This window comes from uncultured Clostridium sp. (genome assembly GCF_937920395.1).
In the GTDB taxonomy this organism is placed as follows: domain Bacteria; phylum Bacillota; class Clostridia; order Clostridiales; family Clostridiaceae; genus Clostridium_AD.
This window is the reverse complement of sequence record NZ_CALEVF010000385.1, coordinates 1-14856: the sequence shown is the minus strand read 5'-3', so window position 1 is coordinate 14856 and position 14856 is coordinate 1. Positions and strand designations below refer to the sequence as shown.

Annotated in this window: 11 protein-coding genes; 10 read left to right on the top strand and 1 reads right to left on the bottom strand. The window is 30.4% G+C overall.

The window, feature by feature from the left end; all coding sequences use genetic code 11:
* Nucleotides 1-119: 119 nt before the first annotated feature.
* The 3 genes from Q0649_RS22595 (at nucleotide 120) to Q0649_RS22585 (ending at nucleotide 3187) form a co-directional block, all read left to right on the top strand.
* Nucleotides 120-1028, top strand: a complete 909-nt coding sequence (locus Q0649_RS22595) for a DUF2156 domain-containing protein (protein ID WP_298847285.1) — start codon at nucleotides 120-122, stop codon at nucleotides 1026-1028.
* Between the two features lie 115 nt (nucleotides 1029-1143).
* Nucleotides 1144-1698 carry a GNAT family N-acetyltransferase gene (locus Q0649_RS22590; RefSeq protein ID WP_298847282.1) on the top strand — a complete coding sequence of 185 codons (555 nt, stop codon included), beginning with the start codon at nucleotides 1144-1146 and terminating at the stop codon, nucleotides 1696-1698.
* A gap of 487 nt (nucleotides 1699-2185) precedes the next feature.
* The gene (locus Q0649_RS22585) at nucleotides 2186-3187 is read left to right on the top strand and encodes a LacI family DNA-binding transcriptional regulator (RefSeq protein ID WP_298847278.1); all 1002 of its coding nucleotides are present in this window, start codon (nucleotides 2186-2188) and stop codon (nucleotides 3185-3187) included.
* 93 nt (nucleotides 3188-3280) lie between these two features.
* On the opposite strand, the gene Q0649_RS22580 is transcribed toward Q0649_RS22585, so the two are convergent.
* A complete protein-coding gene (locus Q0649_RS22580) occupies nucleotides 3281-4624 on the bottom strand; it encodes a glycoside hydrolase family 28 protein (protein WP_298847275.1) in 1344 nt (447 codons plus the stop codon).
* A gap of 136 nt (nucleotides 4625-4760) precedes the next feature.
* Here Q0649_RS22580 and Q0649_RS22575 point away from each other — a divergent pair, with 136 nt between their 5' ends.
* The 7 genes from Q0649_RS22575 to Q0649_RS22545 form a co-directional block, all read left to right on the top strand.
* Nucleotides 4761-5585, top strand: coding sequence for an AraC family transcriptional regulator (locus tag Q0649_RS22575; RefSeq protein WP_298847273.1), 825 nt, complete (start codon nucleotides 4761-4763; stop codon nucleotides 5583-5585).
* A gap of 330 nt (nucleotides 5586-5915) precedes the next feature.
* Nucleotides 5916-8372: a glycosyl hydrolase 2 galactose-binding domain-containing protein gene (locus Q0649_RS22570; RefSeq protein WP_298847271.1), complete on the top strand. Its 2457-nt coding sequence runs from the start codon at nucleotides 5916-5918 to the stop codon at nucleotides 8370-8372.
* A 407-nt stretch (nucleotides 8373-8779) separates the two neighbouring features.
* Nucleotides 8780-10075, top strand: coding sequence for an ABC transporter substrate-binding protein (locus Q0649_RS22565; protein WP_298847269.1), 1296 nt, complete (start codon nucleotides 8780-8782; stop codon nucleotides 10073-10075).
* Nucleotides 10076-10240: 165 nt separating this feature from the next.
* The gene (locus Q0649_RS22560; protein WP_298847267.1) at nucleotides 10241-11008 is read left to right on the top strand and encodes a carbohydrate ABC transporter permease; all 768 of its coding nucleotides are present in this window, start codon (nucleotides 10241-10243) and stop codon (nucleotides 11006-11008) included.
* A 1-nt stretch (nucleotide 11009) separates the two neighbouring features.
* A complete protein-coding gene (locus Q0649_RS22555) occupies nucleotides 11010-11864 on the top strand; it encodes a carbohydrate ABC transporter permease (protein WP_298847264.1) in 855 nt (284 codons plus the stop codon).
* A 40-nt stretch (nucleotides 11865-11904) separates the two neighbouring features.
* A complete protein-coding gene (locus Q0649_RS22550) occupies nucleotides 11905-13098 on the top strand; it encodes an AGE family epimerase/isomerase (protein WP_298847261.1) in 1194 nt (397 codons plus the stop codon).
* A gap of 157 nt (nucleotides 13099-13255) precedes the next feature.
* Nucleotides 13256-14856: hypothetical protein (locus tag Q0649_RS22545; protein ID WP_298847258.1), on the top strand; the 1601-nt coding region annotated here is incomplete at its 3' end.

Sequence of the window (14856 nt, the reverse complement as noted above, 5' to 3'; positions counted from 1 at the left end):
TTTGGAAACTAAAGTTCTTAAAAGTATCTACTTGCAAAAAATGAGTTTACAGTCTAAAATAATAGAAGAAAAGACTAAGATGATGACATTTATGGTTTACACTAAGTGGAAAGGTTGAGATTATGATTTTTAAAAGACTTACGATTGAAGATAAGGAAATATTCGAAAAGTATATATATCCATATAAATTTTTAAGTTGTGAATATTCTTTTACTACTTTATATATATGGAGAGAGGCTTGTGATATTTGTTTTACTATTTATAAAGATGCTTTAATAATAAAAAAAATGGATTTTGAGGGAAGATACTATTTTATGCAACCTTTGGGATATAGCAAAGAAAATCTTAAAGAGTTAATAGATGCGCTAATGGATTATAAAAAAGAAAATAATATGGAGTTTGTATTTAAAGATCTTGATGAGGGGTTTATGGAAGAGATAAAAGATATATATGGTGATGCCAAGGGTATTTGTATTAAAGAGGATAGAGATAACTTTGATTATTTATATGAGGCTGAAAAACTTATAAAACTCTCTGGTAAGAAACTTCATGGTAAAAAAAATCATTATAATTCGTTTATAAAGAATTATAATTATGAGGTTAAAGACATTAAAGATGCACAGGTAATAAAGGATGTTATATTAGCTGCAGAAAAATGGTATGAAGTGAATAATAATGATCGTATGCTTAATTTTGAACTTCAGGGAATAAAAGATATTCTAGGAAATATGGAAATTGTAAACACTAAGGGTATAGCTGTTTATGTAGATGAGAAAATAGTAGCTTTTAGTTTAGGCGAAAAATTAAATGATGATTTAGCAGTAATTCATATAGAGAAAGCAGATACTACTTATAGTGGTGTGTATAGTTTTATTAATAAGGCATTTGTTGATAGAAGTTTTAGTGATGTTAAAATAATTAATAGAGAACAGGATCTTGGAATAGAAGGTCTTAGAAAATCTAAATTATCATATCACCCATTTAAATTAGAAAAAAAGTATATTCTTAATTATAGTAATGTATTATAGTTAAATAAGATTACTTTAATAAGTGATTTAAAAAAATAGACTAGCGGTTAGCTAGTCTATTTTTTTGAAAAGTCATGTATTTATATATAAAATAAAAGCGAGGAAAGGTGAAATAATGAAAAATCTATTAATGGGAAAAAAGGTAAATCTTACGTCTATAAATGAAGAAGACAAGCCAGAAATTCAAAAATGGCATAATGATGTATCATTCATGCGTAATTATGATATAGTAAGTGCAACACCTAAAAATATTGAAGATATATTAGAGACGATTAATGATATAAGAAAATGCAATACAGCTTATATTTTTGCTGTTAAAATACTTGATTCACAAAAAATTATTGGAGTTACAGGATTTGAAAGTATTTCTTGGAATAATGGTACTGCGTTAATATACATAGGACTTGGAGAAAGTGAAAATAGGGGCCAGGGGTATGGAAAAGAAGCTCTTAAATTAACTATAGAGTTTGGGTTTGAGGAGTTAAATTTTCATCGAATATATCTTACTGTACTTGAATATAATCAACCAGCAATAAAATTATATGAAAAATTAGGATTTAAAAGAGAAGGCGTTTATAGAGAGTTTATTCACAGAGATGGTAGAAGATATGATATGTATTTATATGGGTTACTAAGGCCGGAGTGGGAAGAAGTTTTAAAGCTAGTATAATATATATTACACCACAACATTTATGTAAGATATTAGCTATTTTGTGTGATGTTTAAAAAATATGTATTTATCTTATCTTCGGAGTTTAGAGGGTCGGTTAGAATATTAAGTAAGGAATTAGAAAGAGATACGATATATATTTGCTATTTAATTGCTATGAAAATTAAGTAAAGTAATTGATAGAATAATTCTAATATAATATATATTTGATTAAATAAAACTTGTATAAGTTACGAAATTAGTGATTTGTTTTATTAATGATTCATTTGAATGTTTATATAAAGAAACTATGAAATTGGTACTATAATTAATAAAAGAACACTGTAAAGTAATATTTAATGAAATATGTTGATTTGTTAAGTTGAATATGGCTATAATAGTAATTGTTAAGAATTATAATGTTTATAATTATTAGGTTGCTTATTTTTATTAAAATATAATACCTTTTAAATAAAGAAATACTTATTGTAGAAGGAGTAAAGACGCTATGGCGAAAAAAGTTACAATGCAGGATGTTGCAAATAAAGTCGGAGTATCAAAGGTCACAGTATCTAAGGCGTTAAGGGGTAATAAAGATATTAGTGAAAGTATGAAGGGGAAAATAAGGCATGCAGCAGCTGAAGCGGGGTATGTTTTTAACTCGAATGGCAAGTCGACAATGAATGACGAGCCCAGGTGTATAGGAATTATTTCGGCAGAAAGATATTATGGACAAGAAGACTATTTTTATATAGATTTATATAGATTTTTGTCGAGTTATTTAGAGAAGTTACATTACACTTGTATGTTTCATATATTAACTTCTGATAATGAAATGGATGAAACAATACCTACGATGATAGCGGATAGAAATGTTGATGGTGTAATTATATTAGGGCAACTTTCAAAAGAATATGTTAAAAAAATCGTAAAACAAAATGTACCATTGGTATTTTTAGATTTTTATTATGATAAGGTTGATGTAGACAGCGTTAATACTGATAATTTTTTTGGAACATATGAAATTACTAATACATTAATTGAAAAAGGACATACGAAAATAGCATTCGTAGGTAATTTGAATTTAACTAGCAGTATTCAAGATAGATTTTTAGGATATTATAAATCTATCTTGGAGTATAGGTTACCGTTTAAAGATAGTTGGATTATTAATGATAGAACTGATGATAGTGTGTGGATTGATATCGCTCTACCTGAGGATATGCCTACAGCTTTCGTATGCAATTGTGATAAAACTGCATTGATATTGATACAAAAGCTTGAAAGCTGTGGATACAAGATACCTGAGGACTATTCTGTAGTAGGATTTGATGATTCGATACATGCGATGCAATCAAATCCAACAATTTCAACTGTGAGAGTTGATATAGAGGAGATGGCTCGGGTTACTATAAAAATGATTTCAAAAAAAATAAATGATGTAAAAACTCAATATGGAAGAGTTATGATTAAAGGTAAACTTGTACTTAGAAATTCTACAAAAAAATAATGATGAAAAAACTAAGAGAGCTAATGTAAAAGTTGAGCTCTCTTGTCTATAAATTTTAAGATGATGGATACGTAAAAAGCTCATTAAATGTGTCTATAAATTCATGGCATTAATTTGTATATTTTTGCAATTTGTTTGAGAGAATTTTGGATGTTTGCCGTGAAATTGAAATATGAATGCATTGTCTACAGTAATATACCGTACATCTTGGATGTATAACCAGCAAGGATCATCATCTGGGAGATAAGCTGTTTGTTTGCTTGGACTTAAATCTACCATACGTCCTTTTATCATCAGATTCTCGCTGTCTTTTAATTTTACAATAAGACCATTAATGTGCACATCGCAAATATTATCATTTTCGCCTACTATAGCAAGTACATTTTCAGTTGTACAAATTATATTTTGAAAGAAAATACTTTTTACGTTTATATTGAAGTCACGGTCAGGAGTATTGTGTTCATAGGAAGGATTATTATGAGGAGTACCAATTATACAGATTGCTTCACCGTTACCCCACCATCCTCCAGCCCGAATACAAGTATCGAGGCGAAGATTACTTACTTGTACATTCTCTACTAGACCGGTATGCGAACTGGCCATTATGCATAGGGCACGGTTACTTTCTTTAATAATGCAATTACTTATACATACGTTACGAATTATAGAATGCATATAACCTATTACAATTGCCTTTGAAGAGGAACGTAATATACAATCAGATATTATCACATCTTCACAAGGCTTATTCCAATCAGTTATTGAACTGAGTGCAATACAATCATCACCGCTTGAGATATTACAATCACAAACAAACACTTTTTTGCAGGAACAGAAATGTATACCATCATTATTTGGTATACAAAGATTATTATCTATGGTTACACCATGGACATGAATGTCCTCGCATTCGATAAAGGACATAGTCCAGCAGGGAGCATTAATAATTTTGATATCTTTCACACTTACACGTTGGCAATTATAAAAGAATATTGGTTGATTTGGACGATTATCATAAAGCCTTGGGCATTCATCCTTTTGTTTTTCAGTTAAAGGAATAAGACTTTGTGGTATAGAAGGTTTATCCATATAGTAGAAACTATCTCCGTTTAAGTCTATTGTTCCTTCACCAGAAATGAGAATATCATTATTATGAATAGTATATAGCAATGAAAGAGTTTTTCCCATCTCGTTATGTTCAAAACCATTAAATACATAGTCTTGTATGTTCTTAGAACCTTTAAGTACTGCACCCTTCTCTAAATACAAAGATGCACTGCCTAAATTAAGTGTACCAGTGATAAACTCACCAGTGGGTATTATTACTGTGGCACCATTTTTTTGTGATGCAACATCTAGAGCATCTTGTATTTCCTTAGTACAAAGGTTACCTGAATTCGGAATGGAACCAAAGTCTAAAATATTAATTGTATTCATTATAAGACCTCCTAATTAAAGGAGATAGTGTAAACACTAATTCTCCTTATTTACTAATATTACATTCAATTTAACAAAATATCTTGTTGCTATTTGATGGGGTATTGTATTATATTGATATTGGAGAGGTGTTCATATGAGTATAGATAAATTAACACTATCAGATAATGATAAAATTAGCGGTACGGGATTTCTAAAACAGACGAGTGTCGCGGAAACCTACCCAGCACATACCCATGATTTTTATGAAATTTTTTTAGTTACCAAAGGAAAGGCACTCCATGTAGTAAATGATTTTACTCAGCTCTTATCACGAGGTTCTTTTGTATTTTTGCGTCCAAATGATGTGCACAAATACAGCTTCTTTAAATCATTTGATTTCGAACTTATTACAATTGGCATACCAGTTTCAGAAATTAATATAACAATCAAATATCTTAGTCTTAATTTTACATCTTTTCTAGAACCTAGAATTGCACCAACTATATTACTTGAAGGATCTACATTTTTAGATATAGAAGGTAAAATAGAAAAAATTGGTGAAACTGAAGTGGGGGAAGAACGCCATCTATACTTTATAACAATTTTACCATTGTTACTTTATAATTTCTATAGCGCTGTTCGTGTAAAAAGAAGTAAAATTAATGTTCCGCCTTGGTTTTTAAAACTTATAGAGAAGATGAGTGAGCGGGATAATTATGTGGGAGGTCTCAGTAAATTAATCACACTTGCAAATTATAGTCAAGAGCATTTAACAAGGGTATTTAGGAGGTATTTGGATATTACACCCACTCAATTCATTAATGAAAAACGTATGAACTATGCAGCTGAATTGCTAAAATCTAGTGATTATGAGGTATTAGATATCTGCATTATGTGTGGGTGTAATAATTTGAGCCACTTTTATCATTTGTTTAAAAAATATTATAAATGTTCGCCAAAAGAATATGCTAATAATTAGAGATTTATAAGGTTGTGGTGGATCATTGCTATAGATATTTCTTTAAAGTATGTTAAATTTAAAAAGGTCTTACGAATGTAAAGTTACAATTATAACTTATGAGATTGTTATTAAAGGCTGATGTCAAGTCGTCTTATGAGCATACGAATATAATTAGACACCAATATTATTATTGACATTGAATTATAGTTGCATTAAAATATAATAGCAACGCAACTGTAACGTTACATAATACGTTTGTAAGTTTCTAGGCGATTTAGTTAAGTATGTGTGATTTTTATTAGCAGTCGGAGAAGTTGTTTTTTGAATGAGGGAGGTAGGTCAAACGGCATGATTAATTTAAATTTAAACGGTAAATGGGAAATGAGGAATACAGTTAACGATAAGTGGATCGAAGCTTGTGTGCCAGGTTCAGTTTTTAACGATCTTTTAAAAAAGGGTATTATTGAAGATCCTTTTTATAGAGACAATGAATACAAAGTTTTAGAACAAGCTGATTATGATTTTGAGTATAAAAGGAAGTTTTTTATTGATGAGAAATTGTTGAACCAAGATAAACTACTGTTATGTTGTGAAGGACTTGACACTCTAAGTGAAATAGAGATAAATGGTAAGAAGGTAACAGAAACTAATAATATGCATAGAACTTATGAACTTAATATAAAGCAGCTAGTAAGGAGTGGGGAAAATAATATACACATATTATTTCATTCACCAACAAAGTTTATTGAGAGTCGGTTTAAGGAAAAATATATTTGGGGATGTAATGCTATGGATGGATTTCCATATTTAAGAAAGTCACATTACATGTTTGGTTGGGATTGGGGACCAAAGATACCTGATATGGGTATTTGGAGAAATATTTATATTAAAGCATACAACTTAGGAAGAGTAGAAGAAGTATATGTAACCCAAAAGTATTCACAAAATCAAGTTGATTTGAACGTAAAGGTAATAAACACTAATATTGAGAATAAGAAACTCCGTATTGACGTTAAAATTACAGCGCCCAATGGAAAAATTGTGGAGAAAAATATATTGGTAGATTCACTTGAAAATCATTTTAAGTTAGATATTAAGGAACCAGAGCTTTGGTGGCCTAATGGCTATGGGGATCAGCCATTATATAGTGTTCAAGTTAGTTTAATAAATGACAACCAACTTTTAGATTTAAAAGAATTTAATATAGGTCTTAGAAATATAAATTTAAGAAGAGAAAAGGACCAATGGGGAGAGAGCTTTGAATTTAACATAAATAATTTTTCTGTTTTTGCAATGGGTGCGGACTATATACCAGAAGATAACATATTAGCAAGATGTAATAGAGAAAAGACAGAAAGGCTTATAAAGGATTGTGTAGCTGCAAATATGAACTGCATACGTGTTTGGGGTGGTGGTTATTACCCTGATGATTATTTTTATGATTTATGTGATAAATATGGATTATTGGTATGGCAGGATCTTATGTTTGCTTGCGCAGATTATAAATTATCGGATGATTTTGAAGAAAATATTACAGGGGAATTGGAAGACAATATTAAAAGAATAAGGCATCATGCATGTTTAGGATTGTGGACTGGAAATAATGAAAATGAATCAGCAATTGCATACTGGGGAATTCACAAAAGAGAGACTACAGAGGAAGAATATATTAGACAGTATGAGGTGCTATTTCCTGCATTAATAAAAAAATATGATCCTAATACTTTTTATTGGCCATCTTCACCTTCAAAGCAAGGAAGTTTTAAGGAACTAAGTAATGATGATATGGGTGATTCACATTATTGGGATGTATGGCATGGATTAAAACCATTTACGGATTATAGAAAACATTATTTTAGATTTGTATCGGAGTTTGGATTTGAGTCATTTCCGGCGATTAAAACTATAGAAAGTTACACTTTGCCTGAAGATAGAAATCCATTCTCATATGTTATGGAGAAGCATCAAAAACATGTAGGAGGCAATGGAAAGATTAGTTACTATATATCTGAATATCTAAAGTATCCAAATGGACTTGAAAACATGGTATATGCATCTCAAATAACACAGGCTGAAGCTATAAAATGTGGAGTGGAGCATTGGAGGAGAAATAGGGGAAGATGTATGGGCGCTATATACTGGCAATTAAATGACTGTTGGCCTGTAGCTTCTTGGTCAAGTATAGATTATTATGGAAGATGGAAGGCACTTCACTACTTTGCCAAGAAATTCTTTGCACCAGTGTTGCTTTCAGCTAATGAAGAAGGAACTAAGGTCGAATTCCATGTAACTAATGAAACTCTTAATTATTTTAGTGGGAAGGTAACTTGGAGGCTTAGAGATAATTTTAAAATATTAGATACTGCAAGTAAGGAAATAACGGTTAAACCTTTGAGGTCTTTGTTAGTAGAAACTATAGATTTTAAAAACAAGGTTATAACTAAGGATGATGCTAGAAAATTATACGTAGAATATTTGCTTTATACAGAAGGTGTTCTTGTAAGTTCTGGGACATCATTGTTTGTAAGGCCTAAGCATTTTGACTTTCTAAATCCAGAATTGTGTTATGAGGTTTCTGAAGAGGAAGATAACTTTATTGTTAATATTAAAGCTAAGAATTTCACTAAATATGTAGAACTGGATTTAAGAGAAGTAGATGCGGTGTTTGAGGATAATTTCTTCGATATTGTTGGCGGTTCGGATAGAACATTAAAAATAAATAAAAGTCGTCTATCTAAAAAAATAAATTTAAAAGAATTTAAAAGTCAATTGAGAATTAAAAGCATATTTGATATTGATAACTGACAGATAATTTTTATATTTACCAAATGACTAAATAGTTAATGAACAAATGTAAAGTAATATATACTAGTATGTTAAGCTAAAATAATATTATTAATAGGAGATATCATGTATTTTAAATTTACATTTCATATGTTTTATTAACTTCATTGTAATATATTTACATTATGTATAAAATATTAAAAATTTAGGAATTCACATAATGCTCATGTAGAAATATAATTATAATTATACATGAATTGCTTATGTGGTCTTGTTTGAAATAGAAAAAAATGCTTTTATTAAAACAAGTTTGAATGCTAAATCAGTATAAAATAGGAACATTTACATTGACTTTTTGTAAACGATGTTTTAAAATATAATTGTAACGCAACGATAACGTTACCAGATGCACTTGAAGGGGGATAAATATGAAAAAAACAATTAGTTTAATATTACTCGCTGCTATGACAGTTGGAGTACTAGCAGGTTGTGGTAAAACATCCAGCTCAACCTCAGCAAAAAAAGATGTAACTTTAACAGTGTTAACTAATCGAACAGATGTTGTAAACACATATCTTAAAAAGTTTGGTGACGACTACAAGGCGAAAACTGGTGTTACTATTAAATGGGAAGCTATTACTGATTATGATGGAGATGTAAAAGTCCGTTTAAATTCAAAAAACTACGGTGACGTACTTTTAATACCAAGTGCAATTGCAACTTCAGATTTAGCACAGTTTTTTGAACCATTAGGTAAAAATACAGATAGTAAATTAAAACAGTATAATTTTACTAATGATAAAGCAACTAAAAATGCTGATGGGTCTTATACTACTTATGGATTAAGTTATGGTATGGGTGCTGATGGAGCGGTTTATAGCAAATCTGCGTTTAAGAAAGCAGGCATAGATAAATTTCCTACTACTTTAACTGGTTTGTATGCAGCAGCTTCAAAGCTAAAGGCTGCAGGAATTGTTCCATTAGCTACTAACTTTAAAGATAAATGGCCTTTAGGAGCATGGGATTCAATGGCTATCCCAATGTCAGGTAATGGAAGTTTTTACAATACTATATACAAAGATACTGATCCCTATTCAAATAATAAGCCAAATGGTAAAGCACTTAATGTTCTTTATAAGTTTGTAAGCAATGGGTGGGTAGAACCAGATCTCACTACAACGAATTGGGAACAATCTAAAGGTGATTTAGGAGCAGGAAAAGTAGGAATGATGTTCTTAGGTACGTGGGCAATACCTCAAATGCAAGCAGCTGCAACTGATAAGAATGATATAGGTTTTGCGGCAATACCTGTAAATGATTCAGGAAAATTGAACTCAACTTCAGGACCAGATCTAGGCTTAGCTGTTAGTAAAGCAAGTAAAAATAAAAAAGAGGCAAAAGACTTCCTTTATGCTTTCGTAAATTCTAATTATGCTAATGATAATGGATTTATTCCAATAAAGAAAGGTGCACAATCTAATGATCCAATTATAAAAGCATTTATGTCACAAACTAAACTCTTAATGAAAGATCCAGGACCAATTGGTGATGAGGGTGATAAGAGAGACAAGATAGCGAATCAAGCAGGAATAGATCTTCAAGGTGGTGGATTATATATCCAAAAGGTTGCTATAGCAGCTAAAGATAGTAAGGCTGCTTTTGATAAAGCTATGACAGAATTAAACACAAATTGGGATAAAGCAAAGAAAACTCTTAAATATTAAAAATAAGGAGGGAATTTCCCTCCTTATTTTTAAAATATGAATAAAGGTTGTGTGGAGATGTTTGGAAAGCTCAGTTATAAAAAACAAGAGAAGGTTGTAGTATTTCTTTTCCTATTTATTCCGTTACTTTTTTTAACGGTATTTACATTTTTACCTGCCATAAATATGATTTACTATAGTTTTATAGAATGGAATGGATATAGTGTAAATAAAACATGGGTTGGTTTTGCCAATTATATAGAAATATTTAGAAACCCTACTTATTTTCTAGCTTTAAAAAATAGTATTTACTATTTTTTCGGCGGTTTTGTTCAATTATTTATTGCGTTTTATTTTGCTGTAATAATAAATGGTAAATTAAAAGGAAAAAGTATATACAAGGCTATACTTTTTTTCCCATATCTTCTTAATGGGGTAGCGATTTCTTTAATATTTGTTTTCTTCCTTAGGCCAAATGGAACATTAGATAGTATGTTAAAAATAATTGGTATGGGACAGTATATACATCAATGGCTTGGAAGTGAGAGAATTATAAACTTTTCTTTAGCATCTGTTTCTATATGGAGGTATGTAGGCTTTAATTTTATAATATTCTTGGGTGCCATACAATCTATATCTGGAGAAGTAATGGAAGCAGCAGATTTAGATGGAGCTACTGAATGGCAAAAAGTAAAATACATAATACTTCCAAGTGTTAAAAAAATTATAGAACTGAATTTAATCCTCGCTGTATCTGGAGCAATAAGTGTATTTGAGATTCCATATATAATGACTGGTGGTGCAAATGGAAGTAACACCTTTGTTATTCAAACAGTAAACACTGCTTTTAAATTTCAACGGGTAGGACTTGGATCTGCAATGGCTGTAATTGTTCTTATAATTGTAGCAGTTGCAACAATTACTGAAAAAGTATTTTTCAAGGAGGCAGATTAGTATGCAAAAAGAAAATTATAGATCTAAAAAGAATAGTCATATTATATTGACTATAATTAAGTATTTATCTTTATTATTGGCTGTTATTGTTGTTGTAGCACCAGTACTTGTGATATTATTTGCCGCTTTTAAAACTCGCAGTGAGTTTAATGTTTCAGGAAAATTAGCTATGCCTAATAGTTTCTTGTATTTTGATAATTTTAAAACTGCTTTTACAGATGGTGGAATGATTACAGGCCTTAAAAATACAGTTATAATTATGGCAATCTCATTAGCAGGTACAATTATTTTTGGAGCGATGGTTGCTTATGTACTAGATAGGTTTGATTTTATAGGTAAGAAATTGGTTTTTGGAGCATATCTTGTTGCAATGCTTATACCAATGGTAACAACGCAAGTTGCAACTTTTAAAATAATTAATGCATTAGGACTTTTTGGCACAATTTGGGCTCCGATAGTACTTTATCTTGGAGCAGATGTAATGAGTTTGTATATTATGCTTCTTTTTATGGAGTCAATACATGTGAGTCTTGATGAGTCGGCAAAACTTGAAGGAGCTTCTTACGCATATATATTTTTTAGAATTATACTTCCAAATTTAAAGCCTGCAATTGCTACAGTTGCAATTATTCGTGGAGTTACTATATATAATGATTTTTATATTCCATTTCTTTATATGCCAGATCAAAGTCTCCAAACTTTATCAACATCACTTTATAAGTTTATGGGACCTTATGGAGGACAGTGGAATGTAATATGTGCAGGAGTTATTTTAATTATTATTCCAACTCTTGTTGCATTTTTATCATTACAAAAATATATATACAATGGTTTTGTAAATGGTTCAGTTAAGTAGGTTAAAATTTAAAAAACTTCAGAAAAGGAGATATATATAGATGTTGGATTTATCAAAAGAAGTTGAAAAAGAGTTAGATGAACGTATTTTCCCATTTTGGAGTAATTTAGCTGATTACGAAAATAGTGGATTTTATGGATATGTAAGCTATGATGGTATAATTAATAAAGAGTCAGAAAAAGGTGTTATTTTAAATACAAGGATTTTATGGTTTTTTTCTGCAGTTTATTGTTTGCAAAAGAAACCAGAGGCATTAAGTCTTGCAAATCATGCATATGAATTTATGAAATCAAAGCTTTTTGATGATGAATATAAAGGGTTATATTGGATGGTAGATTTTAAAGGGATGCCAACAGATACTAGAAAACATATATACAATCAGGCCTTTGGAATATATGGATTATGTCAGTATTATAAGGCTACAGGGAAAGAAGAAGCCCTTAATAAAGCAAAAGAATTATTTGAGTTAATTGAAAAGAAGTGTGAAAGTTCAAATGGTTATTTAGAAGAATTTGATAGACAATGGAATGAAAAAGAAAATGAGATGCTTAGTGAAAATAACGTAATATCTGATAGAACCATGAATACGCATTTGCATATATTAGAAGCTTATACGCTTCTTTATGAAGTTTCAAAAGATGATAATGTGGCTAAAAGACTATACCACCTTTTAGATTTAATAAAAAATAAAATATATTCAACGAAAAAACATAGTTTAAAGGTCTTTTTTGATAAAAATTGGAATGAAACAGTTGACATACAATCTTATGGTCACGATATTGAAGGCAGTTGGTTAATTGATAGAGCTGCAGAGGTTTTAGGAGATAAGAAACTAATAGAAAGTACGCATGAGTACACAAAGAAAATTGCAGAAAACATTTATAAAAATGCATATTCTTCTTTAGGAGTGATTAACGAAACAGTAGATGGAATTACAGATGCTGGGAGAGTATGGTGGGTTCAAGCTGAGACAATCGTAGGTTTTTATAACGCATATGAAAAGACAAAGGATATAAAATATTTAGAGGCTGCACAGGATCTTTATAAGTATATTGAAAAATTTCTTGTTGATAAAAAAGAAAATAGTGAATGGTATTGGAAGTTAGATGTAAATAATAAACCTATTGATAACATGCCTATTGTTGAACCATGGAAATGCCCATATCATAATGGAAGAATGTGTATAGAAATTATTGAAAGGACAGCTAAGCATTGTGAAGGGAAATTATCTTAAGGCACTTGAAAGATATAAGTGACTTATTAATAGAAAAAATATAGAATTATAAGAAAAAGAAATACAATTAAGATCAAGGGTAAAACCTTAATTAATAGATGAATAAACAGGTATAATGCTGCCATATTCTTTTGCATGAATATGGCATTATATTATTTTGGAATGGCCAAACAACATTAAGAAGGTGGAGACTATCATTGAAACTAAAAAATATTTACCAGCTGTTTTGGATATAACTGCAAAAGCAGTAATAGAGGAAAAGACAAGATATGAGGCAGAAGATGCTGTAATACCAAAAGGAAGCACTATGACAATAAATAGCGAGAGCGGTTCAAGTGGTAAAAATGAAAAATATATAAATTTTACATTTGAAAATAGTGATCAAAGAAGGTGTATTGCAGTTTTTCCTAATGCATTTGATATTAAAAAACCAGGAGTTTATAAAGTTTCATTAGGATATAAAACTAATGATGGTGAATATAAGAGGCAAATAGTGAAGGCAATTGAGCCAATGGATATATATGAAGTTGATATTGTAAATAAAGTTCTAAAAAATGAAGTAGTGGTAATAGTGCAAAATGTGGATTTTCGATCTAAGTCGTGGACAATAAAAGAAACAAATTTTTCTTTTGATAAAGTAGGTTTGTATGATTTTGAGATTCAAGGAGATTGGGCTTCTATGAATATTGATTACATAGAAATCTACAAGGAACCTGCAGTGGTTAATCCAGAGGTTAATTTTACGCACCTTAACTTTTATAAGGCTACTCCTGAAGATTTAATCTTGAAGTATGAAAATCATTATAATAGTTTTGTAGAGTTGTTATGGGATGGACAAGCTATGGACAAGAGTCTATATACTGTAGATGAGGAAAATAAACAGTTAACCGTTAAAAAGGAGGTCTTTATTAATAGATCAATTTTAACAGGACATTTAGCACTTCACTTTGATGTTGGACTAGATCCTCAAATTACCTTTAATATTTTAGATAATGCTCAAAGAAAGAATATATATCAAATTGAAGATGCAACTATACTTGGTGGAGCTAAAATTATAACTGAAGGTTCAGCTGCAAATTTTTTTTTGCAAATTGATAATTCAGGAGGTGCAGTGTTTGCAGTAGATGCACCTAAAGCGGGAAGGTATGAATTACATTTTAAATACAGAGCTATACCTGGTGATCAGAATCAAGATGTTGTTGTAAAAAATAAGTCGGGGGAATTAGTTTATGGTGTTGGATTCCTAATGACGCTCGGCAATAATTGGGGCGATGTTAAGCAGGTAGTGCAACTTGATGAAGGATTTAACAGTATAGCTATAATGAGGCAAAGTGGAAATATAGACATTAATTATTTACAGATAGGAGCGGCAAATGCCTCAGAAGTGGAAACTATAGTGGAAACTGCGAAAATATCTCCAAACAGTGACATATTCTATTTGAATGCCCCAAGAGATATGTATATACATCTGGAGAAAAATGGTCATGTTCTAAAGGAAATAACAACTAAATTAGGCGAAATTGTAGATTACAAGGTTGAGAATTTTACAACAACGGAAGTAGCTAGTGGAGAAGTTGAAAACAGGAGAACGATAGTATTAAGCAAAGAATGTGTATCCAACTTGCCTCGAGGCGATAATGAAATATTACTAATATTTGAAGATATCAGTTGTAAAAGATATGATTTAAAAGTAAGTGCAAACAACAATCACAAAGAGGTTGAAATAATAAACTTTGATATAGATCATGGTAACTCTAC

Excerpts from the sequence above, each read along its gene's own strand:
- Q0649_RS22590 (WP_298847282.1), top strand. The coding sequence starts at position 1,144 with ATGAAAAATCTATTAATGGGAAAAAAGGTAAATCTTACGTCTATAAAT.
- Q0649_RS22555 (WP_298847264.1), top strand. The coding sequence starts at position 11,010 with ATGCAAAAAGAAAATTATAGATCTAAAAAGAATAGTCATATTATATTG.
- Q0649_RS22565 (WP_298847269.1), top strand. The coding sequence starts at position 8,780 with ATGAAAAAAACAATTAGTTTAATATTACTCGCTGCTATGACAGTTGGA.
- Q0649_RS22585 (WP_298847278.1), top strand. The coding sequence starts at position 2,186 with ATGGCGAAAAAAGTTACAATGCAGGATGTTGCAAATAAAGTCGGAGTA.
- Q0649_RS22575 (WP_298847273.1), top strand. The coding sequence starts at position 4,761 with ATGAGTATAGATAAATTAACACTATCAGATAATGATAAAATTAGCGGT.
- Q0649_RS22560 (WP_298847267.1), top strand. The coding sequence starts at position 10,241 with ATGATTTACTATAGTTTTATAGAATGGAATGGATATAGTGTAAATAAA.
- Q0649_RS22550 (WP_298847261.1), top strand. The coding sequence starts at position 11,905 with ATGTTGGATTTATCAAAAGAAGTTGAAAAAGAGTTAGATGAACGTATT.
- Q0649_RS22570 (WP_298847271.1), top strand. The coding sequence starts at position 5,916 with ATGATTAATTTAAATTTAAACGGTAAATGGGAAATGAGGAATACAGTT.
- Q0649_RS22580 (WP_298847275.1), bottom strand. The coding sequence starts at position 4,624 with ATGAATACAATTAATATTTTAGACTTTGGTTCCATTCCGAATTCAGGT.